At 76.2% G+C, this 18,008-nt stretch carries 12 protein-coding genes; 5 read left to right on the forward strand and 7 right to left on the reverse strand.

Features of this window, described 5'->3' with window-relative positions:
• From AB0K34_RS12695 to AB0K34_RS12710, 4 genes are all read left to right on the forward strand, one after another.
• The gene (locus AB0K34_RS12695) at nucleotides 1-834 is read left to right on the forward strand and encodes a hypothetical protein (RefSeq protein ID WP_240808418.1); all 834 of its coding nucleotides are present in this window, start codon (nucleotides 1-3) and stop codon (nucleotides 832-834) included.
• Nucleotides 831-2,342 (forward strand): DNA polymerase Y family protein, encoded by a 1,512-nt coding sequence (locus AB0K34_RS12700; protein WP_138640532.1) that lies wholly within the window; start codon nucleotides 831-833, stop codon nucleotides 2,340-2,342. Before AB0K34_RS12695 ends, AB0K34_RS12700 begins: the two co-directional genes overlap by 4 nt.
• 9 nt (nucleotides 2,343-2,351) lie before the next feature.
• A complete protein-coding gene (locus tag AB0K34_RS12705; RefSeq protein ID WP_138640531.1) occupies nucleotides 2,352-5,630 on the forward strand; it encodes an error-prone DNA polymerase in 3,279 nt (1,092 codons plus the stop codon).
• A gap of 124 nt (nucleotides 5,631-5,754) precedes the next feature.
• A complete protein-coding gene (locus AB0K34_RS12710) occupies nucleotides 5,755-7,749 on the forward strand; it encodes a protein kinase (RefSeq protein ID WP_301176528.1) in 1,995 nt (664 codons plus the stop codon).
• 9 nt (nucleotides 7,750-7,758) lie between these two features.
• Here AB0K34_RS12710 and AB0K34_RS12715 read toward each other — a convergent pair whose 3' ends face one another.
• Entirely contained in the window at nucleotides 7,759-8,688 is a 930-nt protein-coding gene (locus AB0K34_RS12715) for a Ppx/GppA phosphatase family protein (RefSeq protein WP_138634489.1), read from the reverse strand.
• A gap of 108 nt (nucleotides 8,689-8,796) precedes the next feature.
• Here AB0K34_RS12715 and AB0K34_RS12720 point away from each other — a divergent pair, with 108 nt between their 5' ends.
• A complete protein-coding gene (locus tag AB0K34_RS12720) occupies nucleotides 8,797-9,180 on the forward strand; it encodes a PH domain-containing protein (RefSeq protein WP_240807213.1) in 384 nt (127 codons plus the stop codon).
• On the opposite strand, the gene AB0K34_RS12725 is transcribed toward AB0K34_RS12720, so the two are convergent.
• From AB0K34_RS12725 to AB0K34_RS12750, 6 genes are all read right to left on the reverse strand, one after another.
• A complete protein-coding gene (locus AB0K34_RS12725) occupies nucleotides 9,177-10,073 on the reverse strand; it encodes a ribokinase (RefSeq protein WP_138634483.1) in 897 nt (298 codons plus the stop codon). The two genes, AB0K34_RS12720 and AB0K34_RS12725, sit on opposite strands and share 4 nt — an antisense overlap.
• A gap of 54 nt (nucleotides 10,074-10,127) precedes the next feature.
• Entirely contained in the window at nucleotides 10,128-10,352 is a 225-nt protein-coding gene (locus tag AB0K34_RS12730; RefSeq protein WP_138634480.1) for a hypothetical protein, read from the reverse strand.
• Nucleotides 10,353-10,423: 71 nt separating this feature from the next.
• Nucleotides 10,424-11,215: an aldo/keto reductase gene (locus AB0K34_RS12735; protein WP_240807215.1), complete on the reverse strand. Its 792-nt coding sequence runs from the start codon at nucleotides 11,213-11,215 to the stop codon at nucleotides 10,424-10,426.
• A 107-nt stretch (nucleotides 11,216-11,322) separates the two neighbouring features.
• A complete protein-coding gene (locus tag AB0K34_RS12740) occupies nucleotides 11,323-11,796 on the reverse strand; it encodes a helix-turn-helix domain-containing protein (RefSeq protein WP_240807211.1) in 474 nt (157 codons plus the stop codon).
• Between the two features lie 89 nt (nucleotides 11,797-11,885).
• A complete protein-coding gene (locus AB0K34_RS12745; protein ID WP_138634474.1) occupies nucleotides 11,886-14,840 on the reverse strand; it encodes a glycosyl hydrolase in 2,955 nt (984 codons plus the stop codon).
• Nucleotides 14,841-18,005 carry a family 78 glycoside hydrolase catalytic domain gene (locus AB0K34_RS12750; RefSeq protein ID WP_301176414.1) on the reverse strand — a complete coding sequence of 1,055 codons (3,165 nt, stop codon included), beginning with the start codon at nucleotides 18,003-18,005 and terminating at the stop codon, nucleotides 14,841-14,843.
• Between the last annotated feature and the right edge of the window lie 3 nt (nucleotides 18,006-18,008).

Consider the following 18,008-nt stretch of genomic DNA (forward strand, 5'->3'; position numbering starts at 1 on the left):
GTGGCGGAGGCCGCGCTGCGGGACCTGTCGGCGGTGCTGGAGACGGCGCGCCCTCCCGCGCGGCACGGCGGCGAGACGGTGCCCGTGCTGCCCGCGCTGCGGCCCGTGCTGCCCGGCGGCGGGCTGCGGCCCGGCTCGGTCGTCGGGCTCGGCGGGTCCGGCGCCGCGTCCCTCGGCCTCGCGCTCGTCGCCGGCGTCTCCCGGCACGGCGGCGCGGACGGCGCCGGCGGCTGGTGCGGCGTCGTCGGCGTCCCCGACTTCGGCGTCCTCGCCGCCGCCGGGATGGGCGCCGCGCCCGAGCGGCTGCTGCTCGCCGACGACCCGGGCGACCGCTGGCCCGACGTGGTCGCCGCGCTGGCCGAGGCCGTCGACCTGGTGCTGCTGCGCCCGCCCGAGCGGCCGGGCGCCGCCGCCGTCCGGCGGCTGTCCGCGCTGGCCCGCAGGCACGGCTGCGTGCTGGCGCTGACCGGCCCGTTCGCCGGCGACTGGGCGGGCGTCCGGCTCCGCCTCCGGCTGGACGAGGCGGCCTGGGAGGGCCTCGGCGACGGCCACGGCCGGCTGACCGGCCGCCGCGTCCGGGTCACCGCCGAAGGCCGCGACGCGCCGGGCGCCGGCCGCAGCGCCCGCCTCTGGCTCCCCGCCCCCGACGGCACGGTCACACCGGACGAGACCGCCCGGCCGCCGCTCGAACTCGTCCCCGGCGCCGTTTCGGCGGGCGCGCGGGTCCACACGCCCCGGCCGCTGCCGCCGCGTTCACCGAGGGCGGCCGGCGGCGCGCAGGAACCGGTGGGCGCCGGCGCGGCCGCGCACGGCCCCGGAGAGGGGGCCGCGTGACGCGGGTGCTGGTGGTGTGGTGCCCCGACTGGCCGCTCACCGCGGTCGGGATCGAGGCGGCCACGGCCGGCGCGGTCGTGGTCCAGGGGCGCGTGGCCGCGTGCTCGGCGGCGGCGCGCGCCGAAGGGGTGCGGCGCGGGCAGCGGCTCCGGGACGCGCAGCGCCGCTGCCCCGAACTGGTCGTCCGCGAGCGCGACACCGACGCCGAGGGGCGGCGGTTCGAGGAGGTCGTGGCCGCCGTCGCGGAGCTGGCGCCGCGCGTGGAGGTGGTGCGGCCGGGGCTGTGCGCGATCGCGGCGCGGGGCCCGGCGCGCTTCTACGGCGGCGAGGAGGCGCTGCGCGTCCTCGTGCAGGACACGGTCGTCGAGGCCGGGCACGACTGCGGCTCCGGCGTCGCGGACGGGCTGTTCGCGGCCGAGCTGGCGGCGCGCGCCGGGGAGGGCGGCGTCGTGGTCCCGGACGGCGGCGCGGCGGCGTTCCTCGCCCCCTACCCGCTGTCGGTGCTGGACCGTCCCGAGCTGGCCGACCTGCTGCGCCGGCTCGGGATCCGGACGCTCGGCGACTTCGCGGCGCTGCCGTCCGGGCACGTCGCGGGCCGGTTCGGGGCCGACGGGGCGCTCGCCCACCGGCTGGCGCGCGGCGAGGAGCCGCGCCCGCTCGCGCCCGCCCACGCCGCGGCCGACCTGTCGGTGCGGGCGGGCTTCGACCCGCCCGCCGAGCGCGCCGAGCAGGTGGTGTTCGCGGCCAAGCGGCTCGCGGGCGACCTGCACGCCGGGCTCGCGGCGGGCGGGCTGGCGTGCGTCCGGCTGGAGGTCGCGGTCGGGTTCGCGGACGGCGACGTGCAGCGGCGGCTGTGGCGGCACGACGGCCTGTCGGCGCTGGCCGTCGCCGAGCGGGTGCGGTGGCAGCTCTCGGCCTGGCAGGGCGCCTCCGCCGACGCCGTGTGGGGCGGCGTGACGTGGGTCGAGCTGGCCCCCGACCAGATCGTCCCGGACGAGGGCCGCCAGGAGTCGCTGTGGGGCCGGACGGCCGTCACCGAGCGGATCACGCGTGCCGCCGACCGCGTCCAGGCGCTGCTCGGCCACCACGGGATCACCCGGCCGGTGCTCGCGGGCGGCCGGGGGCCGGGCGAGCGGGTGGTGCGGGTGCCGGTCGGCGACCTTCCGCCGCAGGGGGCGCCCGGCGGGCCGTGGCCGGGACGCGTGACGGGCCCCGCGCCGGCGGTCGTCCCCGCGGCGCCGCCCTCGGCGGAGCTGGTCGACGCGTCCGGCGGGCCGGTGGTGGTGTCGGCGCGGTGCGAGGTCTCCGCGCCGCCGGCGGCGCTGGTGTTCCGGGGGCAGCGCTCCGCCGTCACCGGGTGGACGGGCCCGTGGCCCGCCGACGAGCACTGGTGGGACCCCGGCGCCGCCCGCCGCCGGGCCAGGTTCCAGGTCACCACCGACGACGGCACCGCGTACCTGCTCGCCGTCGAGGGCGGCCGCTGGCACATCGAGGCCGTCTATGACTAGGCGCCGCACATGACCGGCTGGCACAACCCCCCGATCTCGTGGCGGGAGTTCGAGGAGCGGCTGTCGTGGCGGCCCGGCACGACCGAGCCGCCGGCAGCGGAGATCCCGAGGGCTCCGGAGGTTCCGCGGCGCACCGAGGCGGAGGTGCCCTGGGCGGAGCTGCACGTCCACTCGTCGTTCAGCTTCCTGGACGGCGCCAGCGACCCCGCCTCGCTCGTCGCGGAGGCGGCGCGGCTCGGCGTGGAGGCGATGGCGGTCACCGACCACGACGGCATGTACGGGGCGGTGCAGTTCGCGCAGGCCGCGCAGGACGCCGGGATCGGCACGGTGTTCGGCGCGGAGCTGAGCCTCGGCCTGCCGGGGCCGCAGACCGGGGAGCCCGACCCGGCCGGCCGGCACCTGCTCGTCCTCGCGCGCGGCGCCGCCGGCTACGCGCGGCTCTGCTCGGCGATCACGTCGGCGCAGCTCGCGGGCGGCCGCAAGGGCCGTCCCGTCTACGACCCGGACGCCCTCGCCGGGGCGCACGGCGGCCACTGGGCGGTGCTGACCGGGTGCCGGAAGGGCCCGGTCCCGGCGGCGCTGGAGGCGGGCGGCCCCGGCGCGGCCGAGCGGGAGCTGCGGAACCTGATCGGCATGTTCGGCCGGGAGAACGTGTTCGTCGAGCTGATCGACCACGACCAGCCCGACGACGACCTCCGCAACGACGCGCTGTTCGCGCTGGCGGGCCGCGTCGGCGTGGACGTCGTCGCGTCCAACAACGTGCACTTCGCCGCGCCGGGCGCGGACGCGCGGCTGGCGCAGGCGCTGGCTGCCGTCCGGGCCCGCCGCAGCCTGGACGACATGGCCGGCTGGCTGCCCGCGGCGGGCACCGCGCACCTGCGGTCCGGTGCGGAGATGGCGCGGCGGCTCGCGCGGTTCCCCGGCGTCCGGGAGCGGACGGTCGCGCTGGCCCGCGAGTGCCGGTTCGGCTTCGAGGTGATGGCGCCCCGGCTGCCGGACTGGCCCGTCCCGGACGGGCACACCGAGGCGAGCTGGCTGCGGCACCTGGTGGCGGAGGGCGCGGTCCGGCGGTACGGGCCGCCCGAGCGGGAGCGGCAGCCGGGCGCGTACGCGCAGATCGCCAAGGAGCTGGACGTCATCGAGCAGCTCGGCTTCCCCGGCTACTTCCTGATCGTGCACGACATCGTGGAGTTCTGCCGGAGCAGGGGCATCCTGTGCCAGGGGCGCGGGTCGGCGGCGAACTCGGCGGTCTGCTACGCGCTCGGCATCACGGGCGTGGACGCCGTCCGGCACGGCCTGCTGTTCGAGCGGTTCCTGTCCCCCGGGCGCGACGGCCCGCCCGACATCGACCTCGACATCGAGCACCGCCGCCGCGAGGAGGCCATCCAGTACGTCTACGGCAAGTACGGGCGCGAGTGCACGGCGCAGGTCGCGAACGTCATCAGCTACCGGCCGCGCATGGCGGTGCGGGACGCGGCCCGCGCACTCGGGCACTCCCCCGGCCAGCAGGACGCCTGGTCGAAGGGCATCGACCCGCGCGACCCGGTCGGCTCCGAGAACGACGTCCCGGCGCCGGTGATGGAGCTGGCGGGCCGGATGCTGGCGCTGCCGCGCCACCTCGGCATCCACTCCGGCGGCATGGTCATCGCGGACCGGCCGGTCGGGGAGATCTGCCCCATCGAGTGGGCGGCGATGGAGGGCCGCAGCGTCCTGCAGTGGGACAAGGACGACTGCGCGACGGCCGGGCTCGTGAAGTTCGACCTGCTCGGCCTCGGGATGCTCGCCGCGCTGCACGACTGCTTCGACCTGGTGGAGGAGCACCACGGGCGCCGCTACGACCTGCAGTCCGTCCCCCCGGAGGACCCCCTGGTCTACGACATGCTGTGCGACGCCGACACGGTCGGGGTGTTCCAGGTGGAGTCGCGGGCGCAGATGGCGACGCTGCCGCGGCTGCGGCCCCGGAAGTTCTACGACCTGGTCGTGGAGGTGGCGCTGATCCGGCCGGGGCCGATCCAGGGCGGGTCCGTCCACCCGTACCTGCGGCGCCGGAAGGGCCTGGAGCCGGCCGAGTGCCCGCACCCGCTGATGGAGCCGGCGCTCGGCCGGACGCTCGGCGTGCCGCTGTTCCAGGAGCAGATGATGCAGCTCGCCGTCGACTGCGCCGGCTTCACCCCGGCCGAGTCCGACCAGCTCCGGCAGGCGATGGGCGCCAAGCGCGCCCCCGAACGGGTGGAGCGGCTGCGGCGCCGGCTGCTGGACGGGATGGCCGAGCGCGGCATCCCGTCCGAGATCGCCGAGAGCGTCTACGAGAAGATCCTCGGCTTCACCGGGTTCGGGTTCCCCGAGTCGCACGCGCAGAGCTTCGCGCACCTGGTGTACGCGAGCGCCTGGCTGAAGCGGCACCACCCGGCCGCGTTCACGGCCGCGCTGGTGCGGAACCAGCCGATGGGGTTCTACAGCCCGCAGAGCCTCATCGCCGACGCCAGGCACCACGGGGTCGTGGTCCGGGGCGTGGACGTCAACGCCAGCGCCGTCCACCCGACGCTGGAGGAGCCCGTGGAGGTCGAATCCGACCATCCGCACGCGCCGGGCGAGCCGCAGCCGGCGATCCGGCTCGGCCTGTACGGGGTCCGGAACCTGGGCGAGGACGCGGCGGAGGCCATCGCGGCGGGGCGCCCCTACACGAGCATGGAGGACCTCGCCCGGCGGGTGCCGCTGTCGGCCGGGGCGCTGGAGGCGCTCGCCACGGCGGGCGCCTTCGACGGGCTCGGCCTGTCGCGGCGGGAGGCGCTGTGGGCCGCCGGGGCGCTGGCCGGTTCCGGTCCCGGGCGGCTGGAGGGCGTGACGCCGGGCGCGGCGGCGCCCGCGCTGCCCGCGATGACGCCGATCGAGGAGACCCTCGCCGACCTGTGGGCGACCGGGGTGTCCCGCGTGCACCCGGTCGCGCACGTCCGGGAGGCCCTGGACGAGCTCGGCGCCCTCCCGGCGGCGCGGCTGGCCGGGACGCCCGGCGAGACCAACGTCGTCGTCGCCGGGCTCGTCACCCACCGGCAGCGCCCGCCGACCGCGGGCGGCATCGTGTTCATGACGCTGGAGGACGAGACCGGCATCATCAACGTGGTGTGCCCGCCGCCGGTGTTCGAGCGGTACCGGGGCCTCGCGGTCGACGCGCAGGCGCTGCTGGTCGGCGGGCGGCTGGAGCGCGCCGACGGGGTGGTGAACATCCGCGCGACCCGGCTGCGCCGGCTGCCCGTGCCCGGCCGGGTCAAGGCGCGCAACTTCCACTGAGCCGCGGCCGGCGGCAGGACGCTAGAACCTCGGGCCGCCCTCTGTCATCGTAGGGAAGCGTCGGGGCCGCGTGCCGCCGTGGGGCGGCCGCCAAGACGCGGCTCGCGGGGAAAAGGTGATCTCCATGGACGGGCCGAAGGCGCCCTCCCTGCGCGAGCTGCGGCCGGACGACCCCACCCGGATCGGCCGGTACCGGATCGAGGCCAAGATCGGCGAGGGCGGCATGGGCGCCGTCTACCTCGGCCGCGACGAGGCGGGCCGCGCCGTCGCGGTGAAGGTGGTGCGCGCGGAGCTGGCCGGCGACCGGACGTTCCTCGCCCGCTTCCACGACGAGGCCGCCAACGCGCAGCGGGTCGCCTCGTTCTGCACCGCGCAGGTCCTGGAGCACGGCGAGGACCTCGGCCTCGCCTACCTGGTCACCGAGTACATCGACGGGCCGTCGCTGCTGGAGCACGTCGCCGAGAAGGGCGCGCTGTCGCCGGGGTTGCTGCACGGCGTCGCGGTCGGCGTCGCCGCCGCGCTCGTCGCGATCCACAGCGCGGGGCTGGTGCACCGCGACCTGAAGCCGAGCAACGTGCTGCTGTCCATCTCCGGCCCCCGCGTGATCGACTTCGGCATCGCGCGGGCGCTGGACATGGCGTCCGCCCACACCCGGACCGGGCAGGTCGTCGGCACGCCCGGCTGGATCGCGCCCGAGCAGATCACGACGCAGCAGGTCACCCCGGCGGTGGACGTGTTCGCGTGGGGCTGCCTCGTCGCCTACGCGGCGAGCGGCCGCAACCCGTTCGGGCAGGGCTCGTTCCAGCTCCTCGCGGCCCGCGCCGTGCACGCCGACCCCGAGGTCGGCGACCTGCCGCCGGCGCTCGCCGGGCTCGTCCGGGCGGCGCTGGCCAAGGACCCGGGCGCCCGGCCGACGGCGCGCGACCTGCTGCTCGCGCTGGTCGGCGGCGCCGGCGAGGCCGCGGTGACGACGGAGCTGGGCGAGTCGTGGACGCCCCCGGCCGCCGGGAACCCCGGTGCCACCTCGCGCGACACCCCCGCCCCCGCGCCTGCTCCCGTCCCCGCTCCCCCGCCGCCCGTTCCGCAGCCGCCCGTGCCGGAGCCGCGCACGGCGCGCGAGTACGAGGTGCCGCCGCCCGTCCTGCCCACGACCGTGGCGCCGAGCGGCGGCCCCGGGCGCTCCAGGCGGCGTCCCGTGCTCATCGCCTCCACCGCGGCGGGCGTGCTGCTCGCCGCGGTCGTGGCGGGCGGCGTCTACTACCTGACCCGGCCGTCCGGCGGCACGGGCGGGACGGAGGCGGCGGCGTTCCCGAAGGGGTCGATGCTGGTCCGCATCGACACCGAACCGGGCTGGCCGAAGACGTGCCACGGCGACATCGGGCTGTTCACGCCCGGCGACGGGTCCGTGCGGGCGCTCGTCAAGGACCCGAGCTGCGACATCCTGCCCGAGCGGTCACCGGACGGGAAGCGCGTCGCGTTCACCCGGATGGACGCCCGCGGCGGCGAGGCGTGGGTGATGAACGCCGACGGGTCCGGCGCCCGCAAGGTTGCCGGGATCGTGCGCGGCACCCGGGTGACGTGGTCGCCCGACGGCACCCGCCTGGCCTACATGGGCGAGCGGGACGGCGTCCGGCAGATCTTCGCGATCGCGCTCGAGGGCGGCGCGGTCGCCCAGCTGACCACCGACGACTCGGCGAAGGACGACCCGATGTGGTCGTCCACGAACCGGATCGTGTTCTGGAGCAAGCGCGACGGCGGCGCGGAGCAGCTCTACACCATGGACGCGGACCGTCCCGGCGGCTCCTGGACGCGGCTGACCGCCGACGGGGTGCGCGCGGTGGACCCGGAATGGTCCCCCGACGGCTCCAAGATCGCCTACGTGCGGGGCCCGGGCACCGGGAGCGACATCTGGGTGATGAACGCCGACGGGTCCGGCGCGCACGCGCTGACGTCCGGGACCGTCCGCGACATGGACCCGGCGTGGTCGCGCGACGGCCGCTGGCTCTGCTACGTGCGCGGCGCCGTCAGCGACCCGGTGATCCACGCGGTGCGCGCCGACGGCACCGGCGACCGCGTCCTCACCCCCGCGGGCCGCGTCCTCGGCCACCCGAACTGGTAGCCGGCCGGCTCAGCCGGTGATCATGTCGAGCCGGCGCAGGATGACGCCCTCGCGCAGCGCCCACGGGCAGATCTCCAGCTCGGCCAGCCCGAACAGGTCCATCGCGGCGTCCGCGACGACCGCGCCCGCGAGCAGCTGCTCGGCGCGGCTCTCCGACACGCCGGGCAGCTCGGCGCGCTCGGCGGACGGCATCGGCGCGAGCTTCTCCGCCCAGTCGGTCACGTCGGCGTCCGACAGGGTGCGGCGCTGGAAGGGCCCGTCGGCGGACGGCGCGGCCCCGGCGATCCGGGCGAGCTGCTTGAACGTCTTGGACGTGGCCACCGCGTGGTCGGCGGGCCCGTACCGGGCGACGTCGCCGACCCGCCGGGCGATCTCCGCCCGCACGTGCCGGCGCAGCTCGCGGATCTCCTCGGCGGGCGGCGGGTCGGCGGTGAACCGGTCGCGGGTGAGCCGGCCCGCGCCGAGCGGCAGCGAGATCGCCACGTCAGGCTCCTCGTCGATGCCGGACGCGATCTCCAGCGAGCCGCCGCCGATGTCCACCACCAGCAGCCGCCCCGACGACCAGCCGAACCAGCGCCGGACGGCGAGGAACGTCAGCCGCGCCTCCTCCTCGCCGGACAGCGCGCGGATGTCGATCTCCCGGCCGGCCCGGATGCGGGCCAGCACGTCCTCGCCGTTGGCGGCGTCGCGGACGGCGGAGGTCGCGAACGCCACCAGGTCCTCGACGCCCTTGTCCTCGGCGACCCGCAGCGCCTCGTCGACGAAGTCGCGCAGCAGCGCCTCGCCCTCCTCCGACAGGCGGTCGGCGTCGTCCAGATGGGCGGCGAGCCGCAGTTCGGCCTTGTGGGAGTACGCGGGCAGGGGCCGCGCCCCCCGGTGGGCGTCGACCACCAGCAGGTGCACGGTGTTCGATCCCACGTCCAGCACGCCGAGTCGCATGGTTGCGACGCTACCGGACGGGCCGGGGCCGGTCCGGTGCCGGGAGCGGCTACGGTGTCGGGCATGGAAGCGGGATCACGGCGCAGATGGCGGGTACCTCCTGGTCACGTGGCGGTGAAGTGCGCCGCCGCGGCGGCCGTCACGGCGCTCATCGTCCTCTACAGCCATGACCCGCAGTTCCTGTTCCTCGCGGCCGCCGCGGCGATCGGGCTGAACGGGCTCGCGCTGCGCGACCTGGTCGCGCCGGTCCGGCTCGCCGCCGACGGGGACGGCCTCACCGTCGTCACCGGCTACGCGGGGCACCGCCACATCCGGTGGGACGAGGTCACCGCGATCCGGGTCGACGAGCGGCGCCGGCTGCTGCTGCACACCCGGATGCTGGAGATCGAGACCGCCGACGACCTGCACCTGCTCAGCGCGTTCGACCTCGGCTCCGACGTCCACGACGTCGCCGACGAGCTGTACCGGCTGCGGGCCCGCACGAGCCGCTAGGGCGCGGGCAGCTCCGCCGGGGTCGGGAAGGAGCTCTGCGCGCCGCGCCGGCGGACGGCGGCGGCGCCCGCGCGGGCCGCGTACCGGGCGGCGTCGCGCAGCGCGTCGCCCCTGGCGAGGCGCAGGCAGAGCGCGGCGGTGAAGGCGTCGCCGGCGCCGGTGGTGTCGACGGCGTCGGCCGCCGGCGCCGGGATCGCGGTGACGCCGTCGCCGTCGGCGACCACGGCGCCGTCCGCGCCGAGCGTGACGACGGCCGAGCGCGGCCCGGAGCGGGCGAGCGCGGCGGCGGCGTCCCGGGGGTCGCCGGGCTCGCCGTCGAGCAGGTACGCGGCCTCGTGCTCGTTGACGACGAGCGGGTCGCAGCGGGCGAGCAGCCCGGCGGGGACGGGCGCGGGCGGCGACAGGTTGAGCACGACGCGCCCGCCGGCGACGCCGGCGGCGGCCTCCACGGCGGGCAGCGGCACCTCCAGCTGGAACGACACGACGGACGCGGCGGCGATCAGGTCGCGGGCGGCGGCGACGTCGGCGGGCCCGAGCCGGGCGTTGGCGCCGGGCGAGACGATGATGCTGTTGTCGCCGTCCGGCCCGACGGTGATCAGCGCGACGCCGGTCGGCACCCCGGGCGTGGTCGCCAGATGGTCCAGGCCCACGCCGGCCGCGGCGAGCGCGCCGCGCAGCAGTGCGCCGTGCCCGTCGTCGCCGACCCGCCCGACGAGCGCGGCCCGGCCGCCGAGCCGCGCCGCCGCGACCGCCTGATTGGCGCCCTTGCCACCCGGATGGACGGCGAGGTCGGAGCCGAGGACGGTCTCCCCCGGCGCGGGCCGCCGCTCGACGCCGACCACGAGGTCCGCGTTGACCGATCCGACGACGACGACGTCCCAGCGCTCATCCACGGGACAATGCCCTACACGCGCGGCGGCGGCCCGCGCAACCCCCGGCCGCCCCGCTCAGCGTCCGCACGGGCGCAGCTCGGCCAGGTCGACGACCTCGGCGAGTTCGTCGACCGACGGGTAGTAGCCGCGGCCGACCAGCTCGCCGCCGCGCGTCACCAGGAACGCGCTCTCCCCGTGTACGCCCGCGTACTCCGCCAGCACCCGGTGCGCGCCCGTCAGCGGCACCGCCGTGACGCGCAGCCCGCCGGGACCCGTCCAGCTCCCCCGCTCGTCCCCCATGCACGGAACGTTACGCTCCGTGACGGTCCGTGACGGATACCGGGGTCGCGGTGGGGCCGGCGGCGCCGGGGTCAGGCCGACTCGAAGGTCGCCGGGTCGGGGCCGACGCGGATGCCCTTGTCCAGTTCGCCGATCGCGCTCAGGTCGTCGGGGGTCAGCTCGAACCCGAACACGTCGATGTTCTCGGCGATCCGGGACGGCGTGACCGACTTGGGGATGACGATGTTGCCGATGTCGAGGTGCCAGCGCAGCACGATCTGCGCCGGGGTGCGGCCGTGGGCCTCGGCGATGCGGGCGAGCGCCGGGTCGTCCAGCAGGCCGTGCCCCTGCCCGAGCGGCGCCCACGCCTCGGTGTGGATGCCGTGGTCGCGGTGGAACGCGCGCAACCCGTCCTGCTGGAAGTACGGGTGCAGCTCGATCTGGTTGACCGCCGGGACGACGTCGGCCTCGTCGATGACCCGTCGCAGCGCCTCCACCGTGAAGTTGGACACCCCGATCGAGCGGACCCGCCCGTCGGCCTTGAGCTTCTCCAGCGCCCGCCAGGTCTCCAGGTACAGCCCGCGGCCCGGCATGGGCCAGTGGATCAGGTAGAGGTCCAGCCGGTCCAGGCCGAGGCGGGACAGGCTCGCCTCGCAGGCGCGCAGGGCGTTGTCGTGGCCCTGTTCGCTGTTCCATAGCTTGGTCGTGACGAACAGCTCGTCGCGGGGCAGGCCCGAGGCGCGCAGCGCGCGCCCGACGCCCTCCTCGTTCTGGTATGCGCTGGCCGTGTCGATGCTGCGGTAGCCGTTCTCCAGCGCCGTCGCGACCGCCCGCTCGGCCTCGTCGTCGCCGACCTGGAACACCCCGAAGCCGAGCTGCGGCATCGCGGCCCCGTCGATGAGGTCGACCTTCGGTACCGTCACGGTGACCGTCCCCCCTCGCTGATGGTGTGTGCCGAGCCGATCGTGCCCACGAGACCGGCCGCCGAACATCACCCCTCGCCTCGCTCCCGCCAGTCGCTCTGGTCGCGGACGATCCGCTGGAAGGCGTCCTTGAAGGCGGTGAACGCCGCGTCGCCGAGGGCGCGCCGGTGCCGGTCCTCGATGTCGGCGAGGATGGCGCGGGCCTTGGCGATCTCGTCGAGGCCGTGCTCGGTGGGCACGATCCGCTTCGCGCGCCGGTCGGCCGGGTCGGGTTCGCGGCGGACGTAGCCGAGCGCGGTCAGCTCGTCCACGATCGTGCCGACGATCTGCTTGTGCTGGCCCGACCGGGCCGACAGCTCGGTGGCGCGCATCCCCTCGGCGTCGAGGAAGGCGAGCACGGTGCCGTGCCGGGGCCGGACGTCCGGGTGGCCCTGCTCGGCCAGCCGCTGGAACAGCTCGTCCTGCAGGACCCGCATCAGCCGTCCCGCGAGCATGCCCAGGTCGGGCGCCCGGCGCCCGGCGCTCTCCTCACTTTTAGTCACTATGCCTGACTATCAACTTTCCTGACCGCGAGCAAGCCGGCGACCTCGGCACGGTCGGCGCCCCGGCGCGGTCGGCAGGCACGGCGCGGTCAGCGGGCGCGGACCACCGCCTCCCCGTAGGGGACGAGGCGGACCGGGCCGATCAGCCCGTAGTTCTGGCGGGACGCGCCGCCGTACACGCCGGGGTCGGCGACGCGGAGCCGGTTGTTCAGCGTCGTGGCGACCTCCACCTCGATCGTGTTGGCGCCGCGCCGCAGGTACGGGCCGACGTCCACGGACGGGTAGAGCACGGAGACCGGCGGGAGGCGGCGGCCGTTGACCGTGACCCGGCAGGTGTCGAAGACCTCGCCGAGGTCCAGCACCGCGCCGCCGCCGCTCCAGGTGACCGTGGCGATGTAGGTGCCGATGCCGGAGACGTCCGCGAGTTCGGGGATGTCCGGCCACGGCTTCAGCGCGTCCAGCGCCAGGTCGTGGTGCTTCACCCCGTCCGGGGTCATGTCCTCGACGCGCAGCCGCCAGGACGTGAGGGCCACGGGCGCGGGCACGGCGCCGATCGCCGTCCGGACCGTGCGGCCCCCGGGCAGGGTCGTGGCGTAGGTGCCGGCGGCGGTGGCGCGGGCGACCAGGCGCTGCCCGTCGACCCGCAGCTCCGCCTCGGACGCCGTGGCGGACGGTGCGTGCCCGCCGCGCGCCAGCATGATCACGGTGGCCTCGGACGGCTGGAGCGCCACCCGGAGGGTGACGGTGTCGCCGTCCTCGCGGTACACGGCGATCCGCTCGGTCTCGCCCGTCCACAGGTCCAGCCGGTACGGGACGGCCTTGCGGTCCGAGCGGGTGAAGGCGACCTCGTGGTCGATCGCGGCCACGGGCGGCTTCACCGTCTCGGCGTGCTTGCCGTTGCACAGGTAGAAGTAGTCGGTGCGGCCGTCCCGGCGGTGGGCGGTGAGCAGCGTGGACGCCTGCGCGTACCTGACGGTGGGGCGCAGGCCGAGGTCCTCCAGCGCGGCGGGGACGTCCGCCTCTTCGGTGACGTTGCGGACGCGCGGCTGGGCGAGCAGTTCCTCGACGACGGCGCGCAGCCGCTCGTTCTCGCCGTCGCGGGCCAGGCCTGGGACGGTCGGCGCCGACCAGTCGCCGAGGAACACCAGCGGGAGGCCGGCCTTCGCCAGCTTGAGCATGGTGCGGGCCGTGCCGAGCGGCAGCGTGCACTCCTTGCCGGAGTACCGGTCGCCCTCGACGAACAGCACCTTGTAGGCGGGGCCGTCGGGGGCGAGCCGCCCGCCGGACACGGTCGCGGACGGGAGGTCGAGCAGCGGCGCGCTGATGAGCTGGTGCGTCCAGCCCAGCGGGACGCCGTCCTTGGTGAACCATCCGGCCCCGATGCCGGTCTTGGTGTAGCCCTTCTGCCGGAACACGGCGACGTCGATGCGGCTCTTGCCGGCCTGCATGGTCTGGTGGATGCGCGACATGTACCCGGCGATGTCGGGGACGTGCCGCCACGTCGGCTGGCGCGGCCCCCACGACTCGGAGAACCCGATGCCTCCGCTGTAGGGGGTGAACCCGGCGAACCCGGGCCAGGCCGCGCCCGGTGCGGTCGCGTAGGAGAAGCCGTGCAGGACGGTCTGGTTCAGCCCTGCCGCGTAGGCGCCGCCCATGGTGCGCAGCAGCTTGTCCCAGGTGGTGTTGTAGGCGCCGCCCTGGTAGGCCCCTGCCTCGCAGGAGAGGACCTTCCGTCCGCCCATGTCGCGGCCGCCGGCGAGGGCGCGGTAGTCGTCGAGGTTCTTGAACCCGAGCGACTCGCCTTCGGGGACGTCCAGGATCGCGGCCGTGTGGATCGCGTCCGTCTCCAGCCCGTACGGCTGCGCCCGGTACTCCAGGCCGATCGAGTGCGCCCACTTGGCGAGCGCCTCGAAGTGGTACTCGTTGAAGAGGTCGGAGACCGTCAGCCAGAAGTCGTGCCGCACGTGGGAGGTGGTCGCCGCGTCGTAGGCGAACATGGTGTTCTCCTTGAGGCGGACGATGACCGGCAGGTACGGCATCAGGTCGTAGCCGCGCCGCCGCCGGAACTCGGCGGGCAGGTCCGGCGTCCAGTTGAGCGCGTGCGTCTCCAGCTCGATCGAGTCCTCGAACAGCGTCGCGCCCGCCCGCTTGATCAGCTTGCGGATGTCGCGGGTGAGCAGCCGCGCCTCCCAGAACGCGGTGACGGCGCGGGTGCCGGCCCGGCTGAAGTGGTCGACGACGCAGGCGTCCGGCGCCGAGTGCGGGCCGGACTCGGGGCGCTGCCCGCTGCCGCGCCGCCAGTAGGCGAACAGCAGCCAGTCGCCGCCGGCCGGGGCCGTCCAGGTGATCCGCTCCCCCGCGACCCGCCCGGTCAGGTCGGTGAAGGACGCCGGGTCGAGGCCGGTCTCCTTGCGGGTGGCGTTCGCCGGGTCGGTCCTGACGGCGTGCACCGCGACGAGGTGCCGCTTCGTGACGCCGTCCTCCGGCGCGGCGACCGGTTCGGGGAGCGGGCCGTCGTGGGTGGCGCCGCCCGCGACGGCGGCCGTCCCGTAGGCGAGCTCCTGCACGGCGGCCTCGTCGTCCGGCGTGATCGTCGGGACGGCGGCGGGCCAGGCGGGGCCGATCGTGAGGTCGACGGTGACGCCGCGCCGGGCCGCCTGGTCGAGGGCGGCCTCGACGCCGGCGTTCCAGGCCGGGGTGCCCCAGCCGTGGCCCGCCGGGTCCAGCACGGACTTGTCGCGGATGCTGTGGTGCACGGCGACGATCTCCGCGCCGCCGAACCCGGCGGCGGCGATCTGGTCGATCTCGCGCCGGATCTCGGCGGGGTCGACCAGCCCGTCCGGCCACCACCAGCGGAACCGCGGCCGTACCGCGGCGCCGGGCCGGGCGAACCCGCCCGCCCCCGGTCCGGCCGCCGGGCGCGGCGCGGCCTGCGCGGCCGGCGCGCCCCCGAGGACGGGGGCCGCGCCCGCCGCGACGGCGGCGGCGGTGCCGAGCTGCAGCGCGCGCCTGCGCGAGATCCCCTGTCCGTTGCGGTCGTTCACTTACTTCCTCCTGATGAGTGTCGTGCGGCCGGAGCCGACCGGGCCGATGGTGAGGAGCCGGCCGGTGGCGTCGCGGCCCGTGGCGCGGGGGGCGCGGGCGTGGGGTCCGGTGACGTGGAAGGCGCGCGGGTCGTCGTCGCCGAGCTCGACGACGACGCGGGCGGTGGTGTTGGGCGGCACGTCCACGTCGAGCCGGTACCGCCGCTCCCGGTCGAGGGCGACGGAGACGGGGCCGCGGATCGTGGGGACGCGCCCGGAGATCCGGGCCAGGCCGCCGGGGCGGGGCCGGACCTCGATCTCGGCGGCGCCCGGCGCGGTGATCCGCACGCCGAGGACGTGGCGCGGGATCGCGTTCGCCGGCGCCGAGCCCCAGGCGTGCGAGAACGTCATGTTGGGCTTCAGGGACGGGTCCCACGCCTCGGCGACGATGGTGGCGCCGAGGTCGTCCATCATGTGCAGCCAGGAGCTGAGGCCCTTGGCGGTCATGAGGCCGATCGCGGCGTCGGCCTGCCCGGTGGCGAACAGGGCGTCCAGCAGGAACTGGGCGCCGTAGACGCTGACCTTCATACCGCCGTCCGCCAGGGTCTTGCCCAGGGCGCGGACGACGGGGTCGGGCACCGTGCCGGGTCCCGCGACGCCGAGCGCGACGGGGAACGCGGTGGCGTGCTGCGCGCTGTGGGCGGTGCCGATGCCGTCGGTGAAGCGTCCGGCGGACGCGTCGAGGAGCTTCTCGCGCATCCCCGCCGCCAGCCTGTCGGCGTGCCCCTGCCACGTCGTCGCGTCGGCGGCCTTGCCGAGGACAGCGGCGATCTTCGCCATGGCGGCGAACGCGGCGTACTGGCAGGCGTTCACGACGGTGTTGACGTCGGTGAACACGTACCCGTCCCGGTTGGAGGCCGGCCAGTCGACCAGGTCGCCGAGGTCGCGGCTGGACGACCCGGGGTCCTTGTGCACGAGACCGTCCGCGCCGAGGTAGGCGGTGAGGTGCTTGGCGGTGAGGAGGGCGTAGTCGGCGGCGAGCTGCTCGGGGTCGCCGGTGTGCAGGTAGTCCTCCCAGGCCGACATGACGTTCATCAGCCGGTACTCGGTCGGCCAGGTGTGGTTGCGCGCCAGGTACGCGTCGGACGCGCGGGCCAGCGCGAACGACCGCTGCACCGCGTACTCGGACGCCTGGTTGATGAGCGCGTCGCCCTCGTAGGGCCCGCGCTCGCGCGTCGGGGTGTCGACGTAGAGGTCGCCGCGCGTCGCCTCGATCGAGTACCGGCACATCTCGTACACGCGGTCGAGGTCGCGGCTGGAGCTGGAGAACGCGGCGTCGGAGTCGCGCCAGGCCGCGCGCCAGGCGCGTCCCGTGACCGCGCCGGCGAGGTCGAGGTCGTCGTCGCAGACGAGCTGCGCGTAGCGGAAGCCCCGGTAGCCCCAGTGCTCGATGGTCTGGCGGCCGTCGCGGAGGGTCCAGGTCTCCCGGTAGGTGACGCCGGCGCGCAGCGCGTACCGGACCGTCCCGTCGCCGTTCAGCTCCTCGCCGAGCCGGACCTCGACGGTCTGCCCGGCCCTGCCGCGCACCTCCAGCCGCAGGCCGCCCGCGATCTCCCGGCCGAGGTCGACCAGCCAGGTGCCGGGCGCGGTCCTGCGCACGGACGCGGGCCGGACGTCGTGCAGCCCGACCGGTTCGACCAGCGCGGGCCGCAGGCCGGCGATGGCGGGCTTGACCAGCGCCGGGTCCCAGCCGGAGTCGTCGAAGCCGGGGCTCGTCCAGCCGGCCGGCTCGTGCCGCATGTCCCAGTACTCCTGGCGGCCGATGTAGTAGCCGGTGCCGATCGTCCCGGCGTCGGGCAGCAGCCCCGCCTGGCGGCGCGCCTTCCAGCCGCCGCCGCTGCCGTGCACCGACGCCGTCCCGTCGGCGTAGGTGACGACGAGCTGCGCCAGGAACCGCTTGTCCTGGGTGGTGAAGGCGAGCGCTGCGAGCGCGTTGCGCCGTCCCGGCCGCAGCGCGCGCGTCACGTCGAACGAGTGGTAGCGCGGCTCGCCCGCACCGCTGGGCATGGACGCGAAGCCCGCCACCTCGCCGTTCACCCACACCTTCGCCGGGTACTGGCGGATCAGCGTGGGCGACTGGGCGGCGACGTGCAGCACGGCGGCGGCGATCGGCTTGGCGTGCGGGGTGAACTCGGTGCGGAGCAGCGCCCAGTCGTCGTCGGGCGAGCCCGCCGACGACAGCGTCGACTGGCCCTTGGCGAGGGTCAGCGCGCCGTCCGCGACCGTCCCGGCGCCGAACGTGCCCCGGCCCTCGGTGAAGTCCTCGTCGATGATCACCGTGCCGCCGGGGGCGGTGAAGGTGACGCGGTCCCACACGTTCGCCTCGGTGGAGCCGTTGCGCATCCCGACGGTGCCCGTCCGGTACGTGGCGTCGGTGGTGGTGTCGACCTCCGTGCCGTCGAGGGACGTCCGGAACGTGTCGCCCGCCATCTCGACGGCCACCTCGTACCAGCGGCCCGTCTCGACGGGGACCGCGAGCCGCTTCTCCTCCAGCACCCGGTAGGAGCCGTCGACGCACACGTGCTTCTTCAGCACGCCGGGTGTTCCGGCGCGCAGCTGCCACAGGTGGTTCGCGCTCGTCCCGGACGCCCGGAACCACAGGCTCGCCGCGACGGAGGTGATCTGCACCCGGGCGGTGAGGACGCCGTCGCCGGGCGCCTGCGCGGCCGGTGCCCAGATCGGGTCGGCGGTCCACTCGTCCACGCCCGTGGCCAGCAGCGCGGGCTCGGACCAGCGGGACGCCCGGGGGCCGTCGAACGTCCGGACGCGCCACCAGTACGCCGTCCCCGGCGCCAGCGGCGGACCGGCGTAGGGCACGGCCACGGACGCTGCGGACGCGACGCGGCCGCTGTCCCAGTGGCGCGGCCCCTGCTCCAGCCGGGCCGGAGTGGTGGCGAACTGGGTCTGGTAGTGCGTCTGCTTCGTGCCAGGGCCGAGGTCGGCGACCTGCCAGCTCAGCCGGGGCTTCGCCGCCGTGACACCGAGCCCGTCCGGTAGCAGCGACGTCAGCAGCCCGGACGGCGTGCGGGCCGCCCGCGGCGCCGCCGCGGCCGTGGCGGCCGGGCCGAGGACGACGGCGCCCGCCGCCCCGGCCGCCGTTGCCCCGAGGAAGTGCCGTCTGCTCATCCC

Source organism: Actinomadura sp. NPDC049382 (assembly GCF_040677125.1).
Taxonomy (GTDB): Bacteria; Actinomycetota; Actinomycetes; order Streptosporangiales; family Streptosporangiaceae; genus Spirillospora; species Spirillospora geliboluensis.

Coding starts and splice junctions, on each gene's coding strand:
- AB0K34_RS12750 (WP_301176414.1), bottom strand. CDS start 18,005: ATGAGCAGACGGCACTTCCTCGGGGCAACGGCGGCCGGGGCGGCGGGC.
- AB0K34_RS12730 (WP_138634480.1), bottom strand. CDS start 10,352: ATGGGGGACGAGCGGGGGAGCTGGACGGGTCCCGGCGGGCTGCGCGTC.
- AB0K34_RS12715 (WP_138634489.1), bottom strand. CDS start 8,688: ATGCGACTCGGCGTGCTGGACGTGGGATCGAACACCGTGCACCTGCTG.
- AB0K34_RS12710 (WP_301176528.1), top strand. CDS start 5,755: ATGGACGGGCCGAAGGCGCCCTCCCTGCGCGAGCTGCGGCCGGACGAC.
- AB0K34_RS12705 (WP_138640531.1), top strand. CDS start 2,352: ATGACCGGCTGGCACAACCCCCCGATCTCGTGGCGGGAGTTCGAGGAG.
- AB0K34_RS12735 (WP_240807215.1), bottom strand. CDS start 11,215: ATGCCGCAGCTCGGCTTCGGGGTGTTCCAGGTCGGCGACGACGAGGCC.